Here is a 21,883-nt window from a genome sequence, read left to right as displayed (position 1 = left end):
CAACTGTCGCAGGGCGCGTCTACTGTCGGGTGCTGTGCTGGAAGAGCTGCGCATCACCGGACTGGGCGTCATCGAGGACACCACGCTCCCGTTGACGGGCGGGATGAACGTCATCACCGGCGAGACCGGCGCCGGCAAGACCATGGTGGTGACCGGCCTCGGGCTGCTCTTCGGCGGCCGGGCCGACGCCGGCCGGGTCCGGGCGCAACCGGGCCGCGCGGTGGTGGAGGGGCGGCTGCGCCTGCACGACCGGGTGGCCGAGACGGTGCACGCCCGGATCACCGACGCCGGTGGTGAGCCCGACGAGGACGGGTCGCTGCTGCTGAGCCGCACGGTCACCGTGGAGGGCCGGTCCCGGGCGCACCTGGGCGGCCGCAGCATGCCGGTGTCGATGCTGGGCGAGGTCGGCGAGCAGGTGGTGGCCGTGCACGGCCAGTCCGACCAGCTCCGGCTGCTGCGCCCGGCGGAGCAGCGGGCGTCGCTGGACCGGTTCGCCGGGCCGGAGCACGAGAAGCTGCTCGACGCCCTGCGCGAGACGTACACCCGGTGGCGGGCGGTGGTCGACGACCTGGCCGACCGGCGGCGCAACGCCCGCGCCCGCAATCAGGAGGCCGACCTGCTCCGGCTCGGCCTCGACGAGATCACCCGGGTCGACCCGCAGCCCGGCGAGGACGACGAGCTGAAGGCGGAGGCGCAGCGCCTGGAGCACGCCGAGGGGCTGCGCACCGCGGCCCAGCTCGCCCAGCAGTGCGTGGCCGGCGGGGTGGAGGCGACCGACGAGACGCCCGACGCCGGCGCGCTGCTCGGCACCGCCCGGCGCACGCTGGAGGCGCAGGCCGGCACCGACCCGGCGCTGGGCGAGCTGGCCCTGCGGCTGGAGGAGGCGGCCACCCTGGTCAGCGACGTGGCCGCGGAGCTGTCGGCCTACCTGGCCGGGCTGGACGCCGACCCGGCCCGCCTGCAGGCGGTCTACGAGCGGCGGGCCGCGCTGCGCGCGTTGACCCGCAAGTACGCCGACGACGTCGACGGGGTGATCGCCTGGGCGGAGCGGGCCCGGACCCGACTGTCCGACCTGGACACCTCCGACGATCTCCTGGACGAGCTGGACAAGGAGGCGGCCCGGCTGGCGGGCGAGGTGGCCGAGCTGGCCGGGCGGGTCTCCACCTCCCGGCAGGAGGCGGCGGTCCGCTTCGCCGAGCAGGTCACCGTCGAGCTGGCCGGGCTCGCCATGCCGCACGCCCGGATCGAGGTGGCGGTGCTGCCCCGGCCCGCAGGCCGGGCGGAGCCCAGCCTGACCGTCAACGGCGTCGAGGCGGGCGTCGGCCCGGACGGCGCCGACGAGGTGGAGCTGCGGCTGCTGGCCCACCCGGGCGCGCCGGCGCTGCCGTTGCAGCGGGGCGCCTCCGGCGGCGAGCTGTCCCGGGTGATGCTCGCCATCGAGGTGGTCTTCGCCGGTTCCGGCGGGCCGCCCACCCTGGTCTTCGACGAGGTCGACGCGGGCGTCGGCGGGCAGGCCGCGGTGGAGATCGGCCGGCGGCTGGCCCGGCTGGCCCGCAGCCACCAGGTCCTGGTGGTCACCCACCTGCCGCAGGTGGCCGCGTTCGCCGACCGCCATCTGGTGGTGGCGAAGGACACCGGGGGAGCGGTGACCACCAGCGGGGTGCGGGTGGTGGAGGACACGGAACGGGCCCGGGAGCTGGCCCGGATGCTGGCGGGTTTGCCGGATTCGGATCTGGGTATCGCGCACGCCGAGGAACTCCTGGCCGTGGCGGCCAAGGAAAGGCGTCCGTGACCCCGGGATTGTGAGCGCAAGCACACCGGCATGCGCTCCGGTGTGCTTCCCTGGGTAGGCGGCCCTGCTCAGGCATGTCGCGACAGCAAAACCTGCCTCACATGCCAGGATGGTCACGATGCGTCTACCCACGTTGCGCCGGAACCGGAACGCGGAACCGGGCTCGATCCTCGGCACCGCGCGCCTCGACCGCCGGACGAAACGGCTGGTCGGCCGGCTCCGGCCCGGCGACATCGCGGTCATCGACCACGTCGACCTGGACCGGGTGGCCGCCGACTCGCTGGTCGCCGTCGGTGTCGGCGCCGTGCTCAACGCCAAGCCCTCGGTTTCGGGGCGGTACCCGAACCTCGGCCCCGAGGTGCTGATCTCCGCCGGCATCCCGCTCCTGGACGACCTGGGCGAGAGCGTCTTCGAGCAGATCCGCGAGGGCGACGTGGTGCGGATCGAGGGCAACACGGTCTTCGTCGGCGAGGAGCCGGTCGCGCACGGCGCGCTGCAGGACGCCGAGACCGTGGCCAAGTCGATGGCGGACGCCCGCGAGGGGCTGTCGGTCCAGTTGGAGGCGTTCGCCGCCAACACCATGGACTACCTCAAGCAGGAGCGCGATCTGCTGCTCGACGGGGTCGGCGTGCCGGAGATCCAGACCCAGATCCAGGGCCGGCACTGCCTGATCGTGGTCCGGGGCTACGACTACAAGGCCGACCTGGACGTGCTGCGCCCGTACATCCGGGAGTTCAAGCCGGTGCTGATCGGGGTGGACGGCGGCGCGGACGCGCTGGTCGAGGCGGGGTACACGCCTGACATGATCATCGGTGACATGGACTCGGTCACCGACGACGTGCTGCGCTGCGGCGCCGAGGTGATCGTGCACGCGTACCCGGACGGCCGGGCGCCGGGCCTGGCCCGGGTCAACGGGCTGGGCGTGCCGGCGGTCACCTTCCCGGCCGCCGCGACCAGCGAGGACCTGGCCATGCTGCTGGCCGACGAGAAGGGCGCCTCGCTGCTCGTCGCCGTCGGCACCCACGCCACCCTGGTGGAGTTCCTGGACAAGGGCCGCGGCGGGATGGCCTCGACCTTCCTGACCCGGTTGAAGGTGGGCGGCAAGCTGGTCGACGCCAAGGGGGTGAGCCGGCTCTACCGGCAGAGCATCTCGGGGTCGTCGCTGCTGCTGCTGGTCCTGTCGGCGGTGGCCGCGATGGCCTCGGCAGTGGCGGTCTCCACCGTGGGGAAGGCGTATTTGGGCGTGGTCTCCGAATGGTGGGACAATTTCGTGTTCCAGCTCGGCCAGCTCTTCTAAGCTCCCCGACGATCAAGAGGCTGCAAGCGTGATCAACTTCCGCTACCACGTGGTGTCCCTGACCGCGGTCTTCCTGGCGTTGGCGATCGGCCTGGTGGTCGGCACGGCCGCCCTCAACGGGCCGGTCGCCGACTCGCTGAAGGAGAACGTCAACGCGCTGCGCAAGGACAACTCGCAGATGCGCCAGTCGGTCAACAGCCTGCAGAAGGAACTGGACATGGAGGAGGACTTCGCCGCCGAGATGGCGCAGGTCGTCCTCCCCGGCAAGCTGGCCGGCCACCGGGTGCTGGTGCTCAGCCTGCCCAGCGGGCGCGACCACACCGAGGGCGTGGTGAAGATGCTCCAGCTCGCCGGGGCCAACATCACCGGCCGGATCGACATCCAGGACAAGTTCATCAACCCGGACAGCAACAACAACCTGCTGGAGCTGGCCAACGGCGTCCAGGTGTCCGGCCTGCCCGGCAACGGGCACGGCGTGGAGACCTCCAGCGCCCTGCTCGCCAGCGTGCTGCTGGACCGGCCGCAGGGCAGCCCGGCGACCCCCGACGCCGAACGCCGGTCGGTGCTGCAGTCCTACGCGACCGCCGGCTACCTCACCCCGGAGGACAAGATCAACGGGGCCGCCGAGGCGGTGGTGCTGGTCAGCGGCCAGCCGTACGTCGACAAGGACTCGGCGAAGAAGGACGAGTCGGTGGTGAAGATCGCCGAGCAGTTCGACCGGACCGGCGCGATCGTGGTCGGCGGGATGGGCTCGGCCGGCGGCAACGTCGTCTCCGTGGTCCGCGGCGACCCGGTGCTCTCCCAGACCATCTCGACCGTCGACAACGCCAACACCGTGCAGGGCCAGCTCGTCACCAGCCTCGCGCTGGTGCAGCAGCTGACCGAGAAGAAGGCCGGCCAGTACGGCGTCGGTGACAACGCCGCGTCGCTGCTGCCTAAACTGCCCCAGTGACCGCGGGGCCGGTGTCCGGTCCGTACCGCGTCGCGCTGGGATTCCGGATCGGAGGGTTCGCGTGAGACTGGGTCGGCTGCTGGCCGTCGGCGCCGGGGCGGTCGCCGCCCGCTACGTGCTACGGGAGGTGCGGACCTCCCCGGCCGCGCCGGCCCTGGAGCGGACCAACTTCCGGGGCCGCACGGTCACCCTGGCCGCCGGGCCGGCCCTGGCCGTCGGGGCCGCCACCGCCGGCGCGCTCGGCGCGGGTAGCGCCCCGGCCGGCGCCGCCGCGCTGCTCGCCGGGGTGGGCGCCGGCACCGTCGGGCTCTACGACGACATCGTCGGAGCGCGTCCCGAGCAGAAGGCCGCCAAGGGCTTCGCCGGGCACCTCGCCGCGCTGCGCGAGGGGCGGGTCACCGCCGGCCTCGTCAAGATCGCCGGGGTGGGTGCGGCCGGCCTCGGCGCGGCCGCGCTGCTCGCCGCCGACCGGCGGGTCGCCGCCCACCCGCGCCGGCAGCGCGCCGGCGTGCTCGGCCGCGGGATCGACGTGCTGCTCGGCGCCGGCGTGGTGGCCGGCACCGCCAACCTGCTCAACCTGCTCGACCTGCGTCCCGGCCGGGCGCTCAAGTCCGGCCTGCTGCTCGGCGCGCCGCTGACCGGCGGCCCGTACGGCGGCATCGCCGCGGGCGCGGTCGGGGCCGCCGCGGCGCTGGTCGGCGAGGACCTCGACGAGCGGGTGATGCTCGGCGACAGCGGCGCCAACGCCCTCGGCGCGCTGCTCGGCGTCAGCCTGGCCGCGCGCACCGGCCCGCTCGGCCGGGCCGGCGTGCTGGCCGTGGTCGCCGCGCTCACCGCCGCCAGCGAGAAGGTCAGCTTCACCCAGGTGATCCAGCAAACCCCGGGGCTGCGGGAACTCGACGCGCTGGGCCGGCTCGCGGACTGACGTGACAAAACCGGCACCCCTCGCCGGCACCGGCCGTGTGGCCGGAGCAGCCGCCCTCATCGCCGTCCTCACCGTGGTCAGCCGGCTCGCCGGCTTCGGCCGGACCGCCGCCTTCACCTGGACGCTCGCCCCCACCGATCTGGGCGGCGCGTACCTGATCGCGAACAACGTCCCCAACTTCATCTTCGAGATCGTGGCCGGCGGCGCGCTGGCCAGCCTCGTCGTCCCGCTGCTCGCGGCGGCTGCCGAGCGGGGCGACCGGCGGGCCGTGGCCGCCACCACGGGCGCCCTGCTCACCTGGGTGCTCGCCCTGCTGGTGCCGCTCGCCGTGCTGGTCGCGCTCCTCGCCGACCCGCTGATCGCGCTGCAGGGGTCCGGCCTCAGCGAGGTCCAGCAGCAGGTCGGGGCGCGGATGCTCCGGGTGTTCGCCCCCCAGCTGCCGCTCTACGGGGTCGGCATCGTGCTCACCGGGGTGCTGCAGGCGCACCGCCGGTTCGCCTGGCCGGTGCTCGCCCCGCTGCTGTCCAGCGTCACCGTCATCGCCGTCTACCTCGGCTTCACCGCCGTCGAGGGGCGCCTGGCCACGGTGGGGGAGGTGAGCCCGGGTGGCGAGCTGCTGCTCTCCGGCGGCACCACGCTCGGGGTGGTGGTGCTCTCGCTCTCCCTGCTGATCCCGCTGCGCCGGCTGCGGCTGCCGCTGCGGCCGGGTTTCCGGTTTCCCGCCGAGGCCCGGGCCCGGGTGGGCGGGTTGGCCGTCGCCGGGCTGGTGACCGTCGCCGCCCAGCAGGTCGCCCTGATCGTGACCCTCAACCAGGTCTCCTACGGGGCGAAGGCCAACCTGGGCAGCTACAACCTCGCGCAGACCATCTACTTCCTGCCCTGGTCGGTGCTCGCGGTGCCGCTCGCGGTGGCCGCCTACCCGACCCTGGCGGCGGCGCGCTCGGCCGGCGACGAGGCCACCTACCGGCGCACTCTCGCCCCGGCGGTCCGCGGCGTGGTGCTGTTCAGCCTGCTCGGCGCCGCCGCCCTGGTCGGCACGGCGGTCCCGGTCGGGCACTTCTTCTTCACCGGGGAAGCGGCCCGCACGGCGGCGGCCGGCATCGCCGGCTTCGCCCCCGGCCTGCTCGGCTACGGCCTGTTCGCGGTGCTCACCCGGGCGCTCTACGCCCGCGGCGAGACCCGGGCGGCGACCTTCGCCACCGCGGTCGGCTGGCTGACCGTGCCGGCCCTGGCGGTCCTGCTCGGGCACGCCCTGCCGCTGGCCGACCGGTTGCTCGCGGTGACCCTCGCCACCTCCGCCGGCATGCTGGTGCTCGGCGCCCTGCTGGTGGCCGCCGTGCTGCGCTCCGCGGGGCGGGCCGCGCTGGCCGGCGTGGGCCGGGCCGGGGCCGGCGGCCTGCTCGCCGCCGCCGTCGCCGGGCTCGGTGGCGCGGCCACCTCCCGCTGGCTCGCCAGCGGGACCCCGACGACGGCGCAGGCCCTGGTGCAGGGCATGCTGTCCGGGGCCGTGGTCGGCGCCCTGTTCCTCGCCGTAGCCTGGCTGACCGACGCACGCGACGTCCGGCCGCTGCTCGCCGCCGTGGCCCGCCGGCTCCGGCGGCACCGCCCGACGGGCGGATCGGACGACACGCCGACCGACCACGCTTCGGGACGGGGCGACGGGAAGGAGAGCATGTCCTCATGACGGACGCCTCGTCGACGCCGCGCTGGCCCGGCTCGGTCGCCCTGGTACTCGCCTCCAGCACCGGTGGCGTGGGGCAGCACGTCCGCTCGCTGGCCCGGGGGCTCACCGAGGGCGGCGCGTCGGTGCTGGTCTGCGGCCCGGCCGCCACCCAGGACCAGTTCGATTTCACCGCGACCGGCGCGCGGTTCACCCCGGTGGAGATCCCGGCCAGCCCCACCCCGGCCGACGCCCGGGCGGTCGCCGCGCTGCGCAAGGCCCTGGCCGACACCCCGGTGGACGTGGTGCACGCGCACGGGCTGCGGGCCGGCCTGGTCGCCGTCCTCGCCCGGCCGGCCGCGCCGGTCGTGGTGACCTGGCACAACGCCGTCCTCGCCCGAGGGGTGCGCGGCGGGCTGTCCCGGCTCGTCGAACGGATCGTCGCCCGCAACGTCCGGATCGCCCTGGGCGCCTCCGCCGACCTGGTGGAGCGGACCGCCGCGCTGGGCGCCGCCGACGCCCGACTCGCCCCGGTCGCCGCGCCGGCGCTGCCCGCACCGCGCCGCCGCCGGGCCGCCGTCCGCGCCGAGTTCGGGGTCGGCCCGGACCGGCCGCTGATCCTCTCGGTGGGCCGGCTGCACCCGCAGAAGCGGTACGACATCCTGGTCGACGCTGCCGCCCGCTGGCGTACCCGGAATCCGGCGCCGGCCGTGGTGATCGCCGGCAGCGGGCCCGCGTACCTTCAGCTCGCCGCGCGGATCTCGGCGGCCCGGGCCCCGGTGACCCTGCTCGGGCACCGCACCGACGTGGCCGACCTGCTCGCCGGGGCCGACCTGGCCGTGGTCACCAGCGACTGGGAGGCCCGGCAGCTCTTCGCCCAGGAGGCGCTGCGCGCCGGCGTACCCCTGGTGGCGACCGCCGTGGGCGGCCTGCCGGAGCTGATCGGCGACGATGCGCTGCTGATCCCACCGGGCGACGTCGACGCGGTCGACGTGGCCGTCCGCGACCTGCTGGACGACGACGCCCGCCGGGCCGAGCTGGCCCGCCGGGGCGCCGCCCGGGCCGCGACCTGGCCGACCGAGGCGGACACCGTGGCCGCCCTGGTCGACGTCTACGCCGAGCTGGCGCCCGAGCCGTCATCGAGGACCCGCTGATGCTGCGCAGACTCACGCCGGTCCTGCTGACCCTCGTCGTGGTGGCGCTCGGCGTCACCGCGCTGGCCGCCCGCCCGGACAACGGCGGCCCGAAGCGCAGCGCCGACTTCGTGGTGCTGGCCGGCGTCGCCGGGCTGCGCTGGGAGGACGTGGACCCGCAGCACACCCCGACGCTGTGGCGGATGGCCGAGCAGGGGTCGATCGGCTCGCTCTCGGTGCGTTCGGCGCACCGGCCCACCTGCCCGGTCGACGGCTGGCTCACCCTCGGCGCGGGCAACTTCGCCGCCTGGCAGGGCAGCAACCGGGTGGGTGGCTGCCCGGCCACCGGGGTGACCGTGGAGCAGCCCGACGGGATCGGCGCGAACCTGCCCGACCAGCAGAGCGTCGTCGCCTACAACCAGGACAAGCTGGCCTGGGGCGCCACGCCCGGCGCGCTGTCGGAATCCGTGCGCTGCTCGGTCGCGGTCGGCCCGGGCGCGGCGGTGGCCGCCGCCCGGCCCTTCGGCCGGGTCGACCGGTACGCGCCGGTCCTGCCCGCCGACCCGGCCGCACTGCTCGGCTCGTGCGTGCTCAGCATCGTCGACCTGGGCACCGTCGACGCCGACGACCCGACGGTACGGGCGGCGCAGGCGCGGCAGGCCGACGCGCAGCTCGCCCGGGTGCTCGCCGCCCGGCCGCCCCGCTCGCTGGTGCTGGTCGCCGGGGTCTCCGACACCGAGACGCCGTCCCGGCTGCACGTGGCGGTCGCCGACGGTCCCGGCTGGGAGCGCGGCTGGCTGACCTCGCCGAGCACCGCGCGGGAGGGCTATCTGCAACTGGTCGACCTGGCCCCCACCGCCCTGGAGGCGCTGGGCCGGCCGATGCCCGAGCGGCTCTTCCTCGGCCGTCCCGCGGTCTCCGTCGGCGGCCGCCCGGCCGACCTGCGCACGGCGATCGACCAGCCGGCCGACGCCGACCGGGAGGCCGGCGCCCAGCGTCGGGTGGCCGGCTGGTTCTTCACCCTCCTCGCCGCCGCCCAGGTGGCCCTCGCCGTCGCGGTGCTGCCGCTGCTGCGCCGGGCCCGCCGGCACGCCGGCCCGTACGGCCCCGAGCCGGTGTCCCGGCGGGTGGTGGCGGTGGTCGAGCTGCTGCTGGTCGCCGCCGCGTTGGCGGTGCCGGCGGCCCTGCTCGCCGACGCGGTGCCCTGGTGGCGGGGATCGCAGGCCGGCTGGTGGTTCGGGGTGGTCACCGCGCTGCTGATCGTCGGCGGCACGGCCGCGGTCCGGTTCAGTCCCGGGCACGGCAGCACCCTCGGCCCGCTCGGCGCGGTCGCCGGCCTGGCCACCCTGGTGGTCGGCGTGGACGTGCTCACCGGCTCCCGACTGCAGCTCAACGGGGTGGTCGGCTACTCGGCGCTGGAGGGCGGCCGCTACTCGGGCCTGGGCACCATCGGGCTGGGCGTGTTCATCGCCGGGTCGCTGCTCTGCGGCGGCTGGCTCGCCCAGCGGGTCCGCCGGCCCTGGCGGCCGATGGTGATGGTGCTGGTCGGCGGGGCCGCCGTGGTGATCGTCGGCAGCCCGTACCTCGGCGCGGACTCGGTCGGCGCGATCGCGCTCACCGCCGGGGTCAGTGTCGCGGCCGCGATCTGCTCCGGGGGCTGGTTGACGATCAGCCGGCTGGCCTGGGCCACCATGGCCGGCCTGGCGGTGATGATCGGCTTCGCGGTGGTGGACCTGCGCCGTCCGGCGGCCGAGCGGGGCAGCGTCGGCCGGTTCCTCGCCGCCGTGGGCGACGGCACGGGCGGCCTCACCGTCCACCGGGCCAGCAGCGCGAACGTGGAGACCCTGGTGAACAGCCCGCTCACCGTGCTGGCCCTGGCCGGGGCGGCGCTGGTCTGGCTCGCGCTCTACCAGCCCTGGGGCGGGCTGATGCGGCTGTTCGGCATCTACCCGGCGATCCGGGCCGCGATGGCCGGCACCGCCGTGGCGGCCGCCCTCGGCGGCCTGCTGGGCGGCTCGGCGCTGGACGTGGCCGGCGCGGCGGGCGCCCTGGTGGTGCCGATGGCGGCGCTCGCCGCGCTGCGGGTGCTGGACCACTCCACCGACCGCACCCTGCCGGGCGGCGGGCGGCCGGGGGAGGAGGGCCCGGCCGGCGGACCCAGCGGCGGCGGGGACCACCCGGACGGCGGCCGCGCCGGGCGCCCCGCCGATCCGGAGGGCGCCGCCCGGCCGGACGGCGACGACGACCCGTCCGATCCGGTGCCGGGGCGCGCCGCCGAGGATGACGGGGAGGCCGGGACGGCGGGCGGGACCGCCGGGGCGCAGGTGCCCACCCAGGCCCGCCCGGCATCGACGCGGATGCGTGCCGGCTGAGCCAAAACCGGATTCACGTGCGGCGACGGCGGGTGCGACACCGGCCAGGGCCGGAAGAGGTGTTACCGTGGAATCCCGTGGATCGCGTGATCACTTGGCTGATCGGCACGGCGGTTCGCACGACCGCTACGGACGACACGGGAGCAGGCCTTGGCCCCTTCAGCACGGACGACCAGGCACATTTTCGTCACCGGGGGCGTCGCCTCCTCGCTGGGTAAGGGCCTCACCGCCTCCAGCCTCGGCAATCTGCTGACCGCGCGCGGGCTGCGCGTGGTGATGCAGAAGCTCGACCCGTACCTCAACGTCGACCCCGGGACGATGAACCCGTTCCAGCACGGCGAGGTCTTCGTCACCGAGGACGGCGCCGAAACCGACCTGGACGTCGGCCACTACGAGCGCTTCCTCGACCGGGACCTGTCCGGCAAGGCGAACGTCACCACCGGGCAGATCTACTCGGCCGTGATCGCCAAGGAGCGGCGCGGCGAGTACCTCGGCGACACCGTCCAGGTCATCCCGCACATCACCAACGAGATCAAGGCCCGGATCCTCGGCATGGGGGAGCCGGACGCCGAGGGCCAGGTGCCCGACATCGTGATCACCGAGGTCGGCGGCACGGTCGGCGACATCGAGTCGCTGCCGTTCCTGGAGGCGATCCGCCAGGTCCGCCACGACCTGGGCCGGGACAACTGCTTCTACCTGCACGTCTCGCTGGTGCCGTACCTGGCGCCGTCGGGCGAGCTGAAGACCAAGCCGACCCAGCACTCGGTGGCGCAGCTGCGCAGCATCGGCATCCAGCCGGACGCCCTGGTGCTGCGCTGCGACCGGGAGATCCCGGACAAGGTCAAGGAGAAGCTCTCCCTCTACTGCGACGTGGACCGGGAGGCGGTCACCGCCGCCCCGGACGCGCCGAGCATCTACGACATCCCGAAGGTGCTGCACCGGGAGGGCCTGGACGCGTACGTGGTGCGCCGGCTCGGCGTCTCCTTCCGGGACGTGGACTGGACCAGCTGGGACGACCTGCTGGACCGGGTGCACCAGCCCCGCCACACGGTGACCGTGGCGCTGGTCGGCAAGTACGTCGACCTGCCCGACGCGTACCTGTCGGTGAGCGAGGCGATCCGGGCGGCCGGCTTCGGCCACCGGGCCCGGGTCCAGCTGCGTTGGGTGCCCAGCGACGACTGCGTCACCCCGGCCGGCGCGGCGGCCGCCCTGGCCGGCGTGGACGGCATCGTCATCCCCGGCGGCTTCGGCGTGCGCGGCATCGAGGGCAAGATCGGCACCGCCCGGTACGCCCGGGAGAACGGCATCCCGCTGCTCGGCCTCTGCCTCGGCCTGCAGTGCATGACCATCGAGGTGGCCCGCCACCTGGCCGGCCTGGACGGGGCGAACTCGCTGGAGTTCGACGAGGAGGCCACGCACCCGGTCATCGCGACCATGGCCGACCAGGAGGACATCGTCGCCGGCAAGGGCGACCTGGGCGGCACCATGCGGCTCGGGGCGTACCCGGCGAAGCTGGCCGAGGGGTCGCTGGTCGCCGAGGCGTACGGCAGCACCGAGGTCAGCGAGCGGCACCGGCACCGGTACGAGGTGAACAACGCCTACCGGGACCAGCTCACCAAGGCGGGCCTGCACATCTCCGGCACCTCGCCGGACGGCCGGCTGGTCGAGTTCGTCGAGCTGGACCGCGACCTGCATCCGTTCTTCGTGGCCACCCAGGCGCACCCGGAGCTGAAGAGCCGGCCGACCCGGCCGCACCCGCTGTTCGCCGCGTTCGTCAAGGCCGCCGTCGCGTACTCGGAGGCCGACCAGCTCCCGGTCGACCTGCCTGACACGGCCGGGGTCCCGGCGGCGAAGAAGGCGAGCCGCAACGGCACCGCCGCCGCGGCGAAGGCGGCGTCGGCGTCGTGAGCGGTGTCGAGCACCGCTACGAGGTGACCGGCCACCGGGAGATCTGGTCCGGCCGGATCTTCTCCGTGGTCAGCGACGACGTCACCATGCCGGGCGGCGGCACCGCCACCCGGGACTACGTGACGCACGTCGGCGCGGTGGCCGTGGTGGCGCTGGACGACGCCGGTCAGGTGGTGCTGATCCGGCAGTACCGGCACCCGGTCGGCCGGCACCTGTGGGAGCTGCCCGCCGGGCTGATGGACGTGCGCGGCGAGGACCTCGCCGAGGCCGCGCGGCGGGAGCTGGCCGAAGAGGCCGACCTCACCGCCGGCGCCGTGGACGTCCTGGTCGACCTGCACAGCTCGCCGGGCTTCACCAACGAGGTGGTCCGGGTCTTCCTGGCCCGGGACCTCGCCGACGTCCCCGCCGACCAGCGGCACGACCGCCGCGACGAGGAGGCCGACCTCCAGGTCGTCCGGGTCGACCTGGACGAGGCGGTGCGGATGGTGCTGGCCGGCGAGATCACCAACGCCTCCTGCGTGGCCGGGCTGCTCGCCGCCGCCCGCGCCCGGGAGACCGGATTCACGGAGCTGCGCCGCCCGGAGGCGCCGCTGCCCCGCTGAGCGGGACCGGACCACGGAGGGGCCGCGCGGTGCTGAGCACCGCGCGGCCCCTCCCCGTCTGCCCGCGCTCAGTCGCGCAGCGGGCGGCCCTGGCCGTCGACACCGCCGTTGACCAGGATCAGGATGCCGTCGATCAGGCCCCAGATGCCGCCGAGACCGCAGGTCACGATGGTCACCACGAGCTGGATCACGCCGGTCTTGGTGTCGCCCATGTAGAACCGGCCGACACCGAACCCGCCAAGGAGGATCTGCAGGATGCCCGCGACGACCTTGCTCTTGTCGGAGACGCCCTGGGGATACTGCTGGTAAGGAGGAGTGGTCATGAGCGGACACCTTAGTGATCCACTGCCGTCCTGTCCGCACCGCCGCTCCGACGGTGGGACGATATTTACCGAACATTGTCCTGACGGCTGAGGTGGTCTCCACCGCCCAGCCCGGTTCACGCCTGACACATCGTCAGGACGACCGGGCACCGGATGTCACTGTGCTGGCCTCCGGGCAGTTCCCACGCGCCTAGACTGCCGCCGGCGGGACCGGTGGACCGCGTCGGCAAAGGGGCCGCCGCGGCGCCGAGCGTTCGGGGGTGAGCTACCCCGAAGGAAGGTGTCTGCATCGTGAAGGTCGGAATCCCCCGCGAGGTCAAGAACCACGAGTATCGCGTGGCGATCACCCCCGCGGGCGTCAACGAGTTCACCCGCCACGGCCACGAGGTGTTCGTCGAGTCCGGCGCGGGCGTCGGGTCCAGCATCACCGACGACGAGTTCGCCGCCGCCGGCGCGAAGATCCTCGGCACCGCCGACGAGGTCTGGGACGCCGCCGAGCTGGTGCTCAAGGTCAAGGAGCCGATCGCCGAGGAGTACCATCGCATGCGCGAGGGGCAGGTGCTCTTCACCTACCTGCACCTGGCCGCCTCCAAGGAGTGCACCGACGCGCTGATCGACCGCAAGGTCACCGGCATCGCGTACGAGACCGTCGAACTGCCCGACCGTTCGCTGCCGCTGCTCGCCCCGATGTCCGAGGTGGCCGGCCGGCTCGCCCCGCAGGTGGGCGCCTTCTACATGATGCGTACCGGCGGCGGCCGGGGCGTGCTGCCCGGCGGCGTCTCCGGCGTGTACGCGGCCAAGACCGTGGTCATCGGCGCCGGCGTCTCCGGCATGAACGCCGCCGCCATCGCCCTGGGCCTGCAGTCCGAGGTGCTGCTGCTGGACAAGAACGTGGCCCGGCTGCGCCAGGCCGACGCCATCTACCGCGGCCACCTGCAGACCGTGGCCTCCAACGCGTACGAGATCGAGCGGGCCGTGCTCGACGCCGACCTGGTCATCGGCGCGGTGCTGGTCCCGGGCGCGAAGGCCCCGAAGCTCATCTCCAACGAGCTGGTCTCCCGGATGAAGCCGGGCAGCGTGCTCGTCGACATCGCCATCGACCAGGGCGGCTGCTTCGAGGACTCGCGCCCCACCACGCACGCCGACCCGGTCTACAAGGTGCACGAGTCGATCTTCTACTGCGTGGCGAACATGCCCGGCGCGGTGCCGAACACCAGCACCCACGCGCTGACCAACGTCACCCTCCCGTACGCCCTGGAGCTGGCCAACCAGGGCTGGCGGCAGGCGCTGCGCAACGACGCCGCCCTCGCCCTGGGCCTGAACACCCACGCCGGCCAGGTCGTCTACGGCCCGGTCGCCGAGGCGCACGGCATGGACGTGCTGCCGCTGGCCGAGGTGCTGGGCTGACCACATCCACGGAACGGGCCGGCGCGGGCGTGGAGCCCGCGCCGGCCCTGCGCCGTGCCGTCCGGGGCTATCTGGACCACCTCACCGTCGAGCGTGGACTCGCCGCGAACACCCTCGCGTCGTACCGCCGGGACCTGGACCGCTACCTCGCCACCCTGGCCGCCGCCGGGGTGACCGACCTGGCCGCCGTCGGCACCGCGGAGATCGAGGGACACCTGGCCCGGCTGCGCGCCGGCGACGCCGAGCACCCGCCGCTCGCGGTCTCCTCCGCCGCCCGGGCCGCCAGCGCCGTGCGCGGCCTGCACCGGTTCGCGGTGCGCGAGGGGCTGGCCGGCGGCGACCCCGCCCGCGACGTCCGCCCGCCCACCCCGGCGCGTCGGCTGCCCCGGGCGCTCCCCGTCGACGACGTGCTCCGGCTGCTGGAGGCCGCCGGCCCGGTCACCGCCACCGGCGACACCGCGCCCCGCGCGCTGCGCGACCGGGCGCTGCTGGAGTTCCTGTACGGCACCGGCGCGCGCATCTCCGAGGCGGTCGGCGCCGCCGTGGACGACCTGGACCTCGACGAGGGCGCGGCGCTGCTGCGCGGCAAGGGCGGCCGCACCCGCCTGGTCCCGATCGGCGGGTACGCCGTGGCGGCGGTGCGCGCCTGGCTGGTCCGCGGCCGCCCGGCGCTGCTCGCCGCCGGCCGGGGCACCCCGGCGGTCTTCGTCAACGCCCGGGGTGGCCCGCTGACCCGGCAGGGCGCGTGGGCCGTGCTGCGCGGCGCGGCCGAGCGGGCCGGCCTGCCGGTGACCGGCCCCGGCGCGGTCTCCCCGCACACCCTGCGCCACTCGTACGCCACCCACCTGCTCGACGGCGGGGCCGACGTCCGGGTGGTGCAGGAACTGCTCGGCCACGCCTCGGTCACCACCACCCAGGTGTACACGTTGGTCACTGTGGAACGGCTGCGTGAGGTGTACGCGACGGCCCACCCGCGGGCCCGCGACTGACCTCGTCGGACCCGGCGGCCACCGGAGGGCCGCCGACACGCCGACCCGGTACCGAACGCGCTGCTGGCAGGTGGCGTACAGTCGGCATCGGCGCGGATCTCCAGGGGCGACGGACCGGGGGTGCGCAACGGCGCCGCGAGGGACGTCGGACGGCTCCGACGCCGGGTGGTCGTCGGGAGGGGGCAACGAGGACATGGCAGGCAACGAGGACCGTGCCGAGACCTGGACGTCGGAGCTCCGGGAGCAGCAGGCCTCGCTCGGCGCCGACCTCGGCCCGGCGGACCCGGCCGCCTACACCATGCGCAAGCCGATCCCCGAGCCCATGCCGACCGACCGGCACGGTCCGGCCCGGATCATCGCGATGGCCAACCAGAAGGGCGGCGTGGGCAAGACCACGACCACCATCAACCTCGGCGCCGCGCTCGCCGAGTACGGCCGCAAGGTGCTGCTCGTCGACTTCGACCCGCAGGGCGCGCTCTCCGTCGGCCTCGGGGTCAACCCGCACAACCTCGACCTGTCGGTCTACAACCTGCTCATGCAGGACGACGTCACCGCCGAGGACGTCCTGATCAAGACCGACGTGGCCGGCCTGCACCTGCTGCCGGCCAACATCGACCTCTCCGCCGCCGAGATACAGCTGGTCAACGAGGTCGCCCGGGAGATGGCCCTGGCCCGGGTGCTCCGGACCATCCGCAAGGAGTACGACTTCATCCTGATCGACTGCCAGCCCTCGCTCGGGCTGCTGGCGATCAACGCGCTCACCGTCGCGCACGGCGTGCTCATCCCGCTGGAGTGCGAGTTCTTCAGCCTGCGCGGCGTCGCGCTGCTGCTGGACACCATCGACAAGGTGCGCGAGCGGCTCAACTTCGACCTGGAGCTCGAGGGCATCCTCGCCACCATGTACGACTCCCGCACCACGCACTGCCGGCAGGTGCTGCAGCGGGTGGTGGAGGCGTTCGGCGACAAGGTCTACCAGACCGTGATCACCAAGACCGTCAAGTTCCCCGAGTCGACCGTGGCCGGCTCCCCGATCACCACCCTCGACCCGGCCTCCTCCGGCGCGCGCAACTACCGGCAGCTGGCCCGCGAGGTCATCGCCGCCCAGGCCGACCGGTAGGCCCGACGCCGGGGGCCCGGACCGTGGACTACGGTTTGCCGGTGACCGCACCGCCCCTCGACCCGCCCGCGCCGCACGGCGCCGGCGACCCCGTGGCCGCCGCCGAACTGGCCGCGGAGGTCGACGCCGTGGTGCCCGCCGACCCGGCCACCCTCGAGGAGGCCAGCGGCTTCACCGTCCGGCTGGACAACTTCACCGGCCCGTTCGACCTGCTGCTCCAGCTGATCAGCAAGCACAAGCTCGACGTGACCGAGGTGGCCCTGCACAAGGTCACCGACGAGTTCATCGCGTACATCCGGGCCATGGGCGACCAGTGGGACCTCGACGAGACCAGCGAGTTCCTGCTGATCGCCGCCACCCTGCTCGACCTCAAGGCGGCCCGGCTGCTGCCCTCGGCCGAGGTCGAGGACGAGGAGGACCTGGCCCTGCTGGAGGCGCGGGACCTGCTCTTCGCCCGGCTGCTGCAGTACAAGGCGTACAAGGAGGCGGCGGCGCACCTGGCCGAGCTGGAGTCGGTCGGCGGCCGCCGCTACCCCCGCGCGGTCACCCTGGAGCCCCGGTACGCCGAGGCCCTGCCCGACCTGGTGCTGGGGATCGGCCCGCAGCGCCTGCTCAAGCTCGCCCTGAAGGCGATGACCCCGAAGCCGGTGCCCGAGGTGTCGATCGCCCACGTGCACATGGTCCGGGTCAGCGTCCGGGAGCACGCCGGGATCATCACCGAGCGGCTGCGCGGCGCCGGCACCGCCACCTTCTCGCTGCTCTGCGCCGACTGCGAGATCACCCTGGAGGTGGTGGCCCGCTTCCTCGCCCTGCTGGAGCTCTACCGGCAAGGGCTGGTCGCCTTCGTCCAGGAGCAGGCGCTGGAGGAGCTGACCGTCCGGTGGACCGGCCCGGCCGAGGGCGACACCGAGCTGACCATCGACGAGTACGCCGGCTCCCCGGAGCCGGCCACCCCGCCCGCCCCGGCTGCCCCGGCTGATCCACCGCCCGCCCCGGCGGATGTTCCGCCCGCCGTGGCGGCGGACGAGTCCGCACCGACGCAGGAGTGACCCGATGAGCGACGAGGAGCGCACCGACTCCCTGGCCGACCAGGCCGCCGCCTGGGTCCCGCCGTGGGAGCGTCCCGCCCCGCCGAAGCCCGCCGCCCCCACCGAGCCACCCAGCGCGGCCGGCGTCGCCGCCGCTTCCGAGCCCGCCGCGCCGGAGGTCGCTGCCGTGCCGGAGGTCGCCGCCGAGCCCGCCGCCGCCGTGCCGGAGGTCGCCGTCGCCACCGGAGAGCAGACGGCGACCGTGGACAGTCACCGTGCGGCCGGAACGGAAACGGTCCAAGATCCGACGGGGGAGAGCGCGGCGGAGCCGGTGAGCGACCTCGACGCGCCGCCCACCGGCCTGCCGGCGGGGGAGGGGGAGGCCGGGGGCGTACCCGGGAAGCGGGGGCGGCGGCGGGCGGCGCCCGCGCCGGAGTCCGCGCCCGAGCTGGATGACGCCGAGCTGCGCGGTGCGCTGGAGGCGATCCTGCTGGTGGTGGACCAGCCGGTCAGCGAGCTGACCCTGGCCGAGGTCCTCGAACAGTCCCCGGAGCGGATCGGCCCGATGCTTGACGAGATCGCCGCCGGCTACACCGCCGCCGGGCACGGTTTCGAGCTGCGCCGGGCCGCGGGTGGCTGGCGTCTCTACACCCGGCCGGAATACGCCACCTACGTCGAGCGGTTCGTGCTGGACGGGCAGTCGGTACGGCTGACCCAGGCCGCACTGGAGACCCTGGCCGTGATCGCCTACAAGCAGCCGGTGACCCGGTCGAGGATCTCCGCCATCCGGGGTGTCAACTGCGACGGGGTGATCCGTACCCTGGTCGGTCGCGGCCTGGTCGAGGAGTGCGGCACCGAAGCGGACAGCGGGGCGTTCCTCTACCGGACCACCACGATGTTCCTGGAAAAGCTGGGGCTGAACTCGGTGGACGACCTGCCGCCCCTGGCCCCCTTCCTGCCCGACGACGTAGAAGAGCTTGCCGATGCGACGCGATGACCGTGCCCCGAAGCCCGACGCCCCCGTGTACGAGGGCGCCGAGCGCCTGCAGAAGGTGCTCGCCGCCGCCGGGGTGGGATCGCGGCGCGCCTGCGAGGACCTGATCTTCCGGCGCCGGGTCACCGTCAACGGGCGCGTCGCGCAGCTCGGCGACAAGGCCGACCCGACCCGCGACGTGATCCACGTCGACGGTGAGCGGTTGCCGGCCGACGTCCGCCTGGTCTACGTGGCGATGAACAAGCCGCGCGGGGTGGTCACCACCATGGCCGACGAGAAGGGCCGCACCGAGCTGGCCGACTTCATCGGCGCGCGGCTGGAGCAGCGGGTCTACCACGTCGGGCGGCTCGACGCCGACAGCGAGGGCCTGCTCCTGCTCACCAACGACGGCAACCTCGCCCACAAGCTCATGCACCCGTCGTACGAGGTGCTCAAGACCTACCTCGCCGAGGTGGCCGGGCCGATCCCGCGCAACCTGGGCAAGCGGCTCACGGCCGGCGTCGAGCTGGAGGACGGGCCGGTCAAGGTCGACTCCTTCAAGGTGGTGGGCACCCTGGGCAAAACCGCCCAGGTGGAGCTGACCCTGCACGAAGGGCGCAAGCACATCGTCCGGCGCCTGATGGCCGAGGTGGGACACCCCGTGTCCCGGCTGATCCGTACCTCGATCGGCCCGATCAAGCTCGGCGACCTGCGCACCGGGCGGCTGCGCCGGCTGACCAACGCGGAGGTCGCCGCCCTGTTCAAGGCGGTGGGTGACTGACCGGAGTCGTCCGGGGTACGGCTCCCGGTAGGCTTCGACGCGGCCCGCGGGCCGGCGGGTGGCGCGCATCGCCCCCGGCGGCGTCGCGTGTGGCCGACCCGCGCGGTGCGGGCATGATTGACGACGATGGAAACCGCTCAACGGCGCCGGAGAAACCGGCGACCCGCGAGGTACGGGCTGAGGAGGACAACGGTGGAGGAAAACGTGCCGGCCGGGCGCTGCGTGGTCGCTGTGGACGGGCCGTCCGGTTCGGGTAAGTCCACCGTCTCGCGGCGGCTCGCCGCCGGACTCGGGGCCCGCTACCTGGACACCGGGGCCATGTACCGGGCGCTGACCTGGGCGGTGCTGCGCTCCGGCGTCGACCTGACCGACGCCGGGTCGGTGGCCAAGGTCGCCGGCGAGGTCGACCTGCGCATCGGCACCGACCCGCAGGGGTACGCGGTGACCGCCGACGGCGTGCACGTGGAGAAGGAGATCCGGGGCCCCGAGGTGACCGGCGCGGTCTCCGCGGTGGCCGCCGTGCCGGCCGTGCGCGAGCTGCTCGTCGCCCGGCAGCGGCAGCTGATCGAGGCGGCCGGCCGGATCGTGGTCGAGGGCCGCGACATCGGCTCGGTGGTCGCCCCCGACGCCGACCTGAAGGTCTACCTGACCGCCTCCGAGACCGCCCGCGCCCAACGGCGCAGCGCCGAGGACGCGGCCGACGTGGCCGCCACCGCCGCCGACCTGGCGCGGCGGGACAAGCTCGACTCCACCCGCAAGGTCAACCCGCTGCAGCAGGCCCCCGACGCGGTGGTGCTGGACACCACCGAGCTCGGCATCGACGAGGTCGTGGCTCGGCTGCGCGAACTGCTCACCGAGCGGGGCGTGGCATGACCGAGGACATCGGTGGTTGGGTCGAGCTGCGCGAGCCGGAGGCCGAGTCCGGTGAGCCGGCCGGCCCGCAGCCCGTGGTGGCCGTGGTCGGCCGCCCCAACGTGGGCAAGTCGACCCTGGTCAACCGGATCATCGGCCGCCGCCAGGCGGTCGTCGAGGACATCCCGGGCGTGACCCGCGACCGGGTCCCGTACGACGCGCAGTGGAACGGCCGGGCGTTCACCGTGGTGGACACCGGCGGCTGGGAGCCGGACGCCAAGGACCGGGCCGCGGCGATCGCCGCGCAGGCCGAGGCGGCCGTCGCCACGGCCGACGTGGTGCTCTTCGTGGTCGACGCGATGGTCGGTTCGACCGATGTGGACGAGGCCGCGGTGAAGATGCTGCGGCGCAGCGCCAAGCCGGTCATCCTGGTGGCGAACAAGGCCGACAACGCCACCATCGAGATGGAGGCGACCGCGCTCTGGTCGCTGGGCCTCGGTGAGCCGTTCCCGGTCTCGGCGCTGCACGGCCGCGGCTCCGGCGACCTGCTCGACGCCATCATGGACGCGCTGCCCGAGGCGCCGAAGATCGTGGAGAACCGCCCGCGCGGCCCGCGCCGGGTGGCCCTGGTCGGCCGGCCCAACGTCGGCAAGTCCAGCCTGCTCAACCGCTTCTCGGGCGAGGAGCGCGCGGTGGTCGACTCGGTCGCCGGCACCACCGTCGACCCGGTCGACAGCCTGGTCGAGATCGGCGGCGAGACCTGGCAGCTGGTGGACACCGCCGGCCTGCGCAAGCGGGTCGGCAAGGCCAGCGGCACCGAGTACTACGCCAGCCTGCGGACCGCGTCGGCGATCGAGGCGGCCGAGGTGGCCGTGGTGCTGCTCGACGCCAGCGAGGTGATCAGCGAGCAGGACCAGCGCATCCTCAGCATGGTGGTGGAGGCGGGCCGCGCCCTGGTCATCGCCTTCAACAAGTGGGACCTGGTCGACGGCGACCGCCGCTACTACCTGGACAAGGAGATCGACCGGGAGCTGCGCCGCATCCCGTGGGCGATCCGGCTCAACCTCTCGGCCAAGACCGGTCGGGCGGTCGACAAGCTCGCCGCGGCGCTGCGCAAGGCCCTGGCCAGCTGGGAAACCCGGATCCCGACCGCGCAGCTCAACCAGTGGCTCACCGCCCTGGTCCAGGCCACCCCGCACCCGGTCCGCGGTGGCCGGGCGCCGCGCATCCTCTTCGCCACCCAGGCCGGGGTGGCGCCGCCGCGCTTCGTGCTCTTCACCACCGGGCCGCTGGACGCCGGCTACCAGCGCTTCGTCGAGCGCAAGCTCCGCGAGGAGTTCGGCTTCGAGGGCACCCCGATCGACATTTCGGTACGCGCCCGCAAGAAGCTCGGCCCCGGCGGCCGCGGCAAGGCCCACGGCTGACCCGACCCCCGTGTTCCGCCGCCCCCACTTTCCTAGGACGCTTTAGGGGGAGTGGCGTGCGGCACGGGAGGGGCCTGTGCGCACGGCGCGAAGATCCTGCGCTAAGCTGTACCGGCTGCCGCGGGGAACACCGCGCGGGGGCATCGGGACGTGGCGCAGTTTGGTAGCGCACTTGACTGGGGGTCAAGGGGTCGTCGGTTCAAATCCGGCCGTCCCGACAGCAAAGCAGCAGGCTAGGGCCTTGATTCACTTCGGTGAGTCGAGGCCTTCTTGCTGTTCGTCGTCACCGCGTTGCGGTCCTTCAGACGACTGGCCAGCAGCCGCCGTGTGCCGCGAGCGATCGGGGGA

Annotated in this window: 18 protein-coding genes and 1 tRNA gene; 18 read left to right on the top strand and 1 reads right to left on the bottom strand. The window is 74.3% G+C overall.

Annotation, left to right across the window (positions count from 1 at the left end):
• The first annotated feature begins 34 nt into the window (after window positions 1-34).
• The 9 genes from recN (at window position 35) to EFE23_RS14955 (ending at window position 12,641) form a co-directional block, all read left to right on the top strand.
• The gene (gene recN / locus EFE23_RS14995; RefSeq protein ID WP_123241547.1) at window positions 35-1,792 is read left to right on the top strand and encodes a DNA repair protein RecN; all 1,758 of its coding nucleotides are present in this window, start codon (window positions 35-37) and stop codon (window positions 1,790-1,792) included.
• 118 nt (window positions 1,793-1,910) lie between these two features.
• The gene (gene steA / locus EFE23_RS14990; protein ID WP_123241546.1) at window positions 1,911-3,089 is read left to right on the top strand and encodes a putative cytokinetic ring protein SteA; all 1,179 of its coding nucleotides are present in this window, start codon (window positions 1,911-1,913) and stop codon (window positions 3,087-3,089) included.
• A gap of 28 nt (window positions 3,090-3,117) precedes the next feature.
• Entirely contained in the window at window positions 3,118-4,041 is a 924-nt protein-coding gene (locus EFE23_RS14985) for a copper transporter (protein ID WP_123241545.1), read from the top strand.
• 61 nt (window positions 4,042-4,102) lie between these two features.
• Entirely contained in the window at window positions 4,103-4,966 is an 864-nt protein-coding gene (locus EFE23_RS14980) for a hypothetical protein (RefSeq protein WP_123241544.1), read from the top strand.
• Window position 4,967: 1 nt separating this feature from the next.
• A complete protein-coding gene (gene murJ, locus EFE23_RS14975; protein WP_123241543.1) occupies window positions 4,968-6,650 on the top strand; it encodes a murein biosynthesis integral membrane protein MurJ in 1,683 nt (560 codons plus the stop codon).
• Window positions 6,647-7,780, top strand: coding sequence for a glycosyltransferase family 4 protein (locus EFE23_RS14970; protein ID WP_123241542.1), 1,134 nt, complete (start codon window positions 6,647-6,649; stop codon window positions 7,778-7,780). The genes murJ and EFE23_RS14970 overlap by 4 nt, the downstream gene beginning before the upstream one ends.
• On the top strand, window positions 7,780-10,131 hold the full coding sequence (locus EFE23_RS14965) for a hypothetical protein (protein WP_123241541.1): 2,352 nt from the start codon (window positions 7,780-7,782) through the stop codon (window positions 10,129-10,131). Before EFE23_RS14970 ends, EFE23_RS14965 begins: the two co-directional genes overlap by 1 nt.
• A gap of 150 nt (window positions 10,132-10,281) precedes the next feature.
• Window positions 10,282-12,039 carry a CTP synthase gene (gene pyrG / locus EFE23_RS14960; RefSeq protein ID WP_123241540.1) on the top strand — a complete coding sequence of 586 codons (1,758 nt, stop codon included), beginning with the start codon at window positions 10,282-10,284 and terminating at the stop codon, window positions 12,037-12,039.
• The gene (locus EFE23_RS14955; RefSeq protein WP_123241539.1) at window positions 12,036-12,641 is read left to right on the top strand and encodes an NUDIX domain-containing protein; all 606 of its coding nucleotides are present in this window, start codon (window positions 12,036-12,038) and stop codon (window positions 12,639-12,641) included. The genes pyrG and EFE23_RS14955 overlap by 4 nt, the downstream gene beginning before the upstream one ends.
• Window positions 12,642-12,709: 68 nt before the next feature.
• Here the strand turns inward: EFE23_RS14955 and EFE23_RS14950 are convergent, their stop codons facing one another.
• Entirely contained in the window at window positions 12,710-13,027 is a 318-nt protein-coding gene (locus EFE23_RS14950; protein ID WP_309226205.1) for a TM2 domain-containing protein, read from the bottom strand.
• A gap of 228 nt (window positions 13,028-13,255) precedes the next feature.
• Between EFE23_RS14950 and ald the strand changes: the two genes are divergently transcribed.
• The 9 genes from ald to EFE23_RS14905 all read left to right on the top strand — a co-directional run bounded on the left by ald (window position 13,256) and on the right by EFE23_RS14905 (window position 21,753).
• The gene (gene ald / locus EFE23_RS14945) at window positions 13,256-14,371 is read left to right on the top strand and encodes an alanine dehydrogenase (protein ID WP_123241537.1); all 1,116 of its coding nucleotides are present in this window, start codon (window positions 13,256-13,258) and stop codon (window positions 14,369-14,371) included.
• Window positions 14,368-15,360, top strand: coding sequence for a site-specific tyrosine recombinase XerD (locus EFE23_RS14940; protein ID WP_123241556.1), 993 nt, complete (start codon window positions 14,368-14,370; stop codon window positions 15,358-15,360). The genes ald and EFE23_RS14940 overlap by 4 nt, the downstream gene beginning before the upstream one ends.
• A gap of 193 nt (window positions 15,361-15,553) precedes the next feature.
• A complete protein-coding gene (locus EFE23_RS14935; protein ID WP_123241536.1) occupies window positions 15,554-16,477 on the top strand; it encodes a ParA family protein in 924 nt (307 codons plus the stop codon).
• A gap of 41 nt (window positions 16,478-16,518) precedes the next feature.
• Window positions 16,519-17,526, top strand: coding sequence for a segregation and condensation protein A (locus EFE23_RS14930; protein ID WP_373684018.1), 1,008 nt, complete (start codon window positions 16,519-16,521; stop codon window positions 17,524-17,526).
• Window positions 17,527-17,530: 4 nt separating this feature from the next.
• Window positions 17,531-18,502 carry an SMC-Scp complex subunit ScpB gene (gene scpB, locus EFE23_RS14925; RefSeq protein WP_123241535.1) on the top strand — a complete coding sequence of 324 codons (972 nt, stop codon included), beginning with the start codon at window positions 17,531-17,533 and terminating at the stop codon, window positions 18,500-18,502.
• Entirely contained in the window at window positions 18,489-19,259 is a 771-nt protein-coding gene (locus EFE23_RS14920; RefSeq protein WP_123241534.1) for a pseudouridine synthase, read from the top strand. Before scpB ends, EFE23_RS14920 begins: the two co-directional genes overlap by 14 nt.
• Before the next feature lie 192 nt (window positions 19,260-19,451).
• Complete coding sequence (gene cmk / locus EFE23_RS14915) at window positions 19,452-20,132, top strand: (d)CMP kinase (RefSeq protein WP_123241533.1); 681 nt, start codon at window positions 19,452-19,454, stop codon at window positions 20,130-20,132.
• Window positions 20,129-21,535 carry a ribosome biogenesis GTPase Der gene (gene der / locus EFE23_RS14910; RefSeq protein WP_123241532.1) on the top strand — a complete coding sequence of 469 codons (1,407 nt, stop codon included), beginning with the start codon at window positions 20,129-20,131 and terminating at the stop codon, window positions 21,533-21,535. Before cmk ends, der begins: the two co-directional genes overlap by 4 nt.
• A gap of 144 nt (window positions 21,536-21,679) precedes the next feature.
• Window positions 21,680-21,753, top strand: a tRNA-Pro gene (locus EFE23_RS14905).
• The last annotated feature ends 130 nt before the right edge of the window (window positions 21,754-21,883 follow it).

The organism is Micromonospora solifontis, assembly GCF_003725545.1.
Lineage (GTDB): Bacteria > Actinomycetota > Actinomycetes > Mycobacteriales > Micromonosporaceae > Micromonospora > Micromonospora solifontis.
The sequence above is the reverse complement of the archived record's forward strand: the minus strand, read 5'-3'. Positions and strand labels throughout refer to the sequence as shown.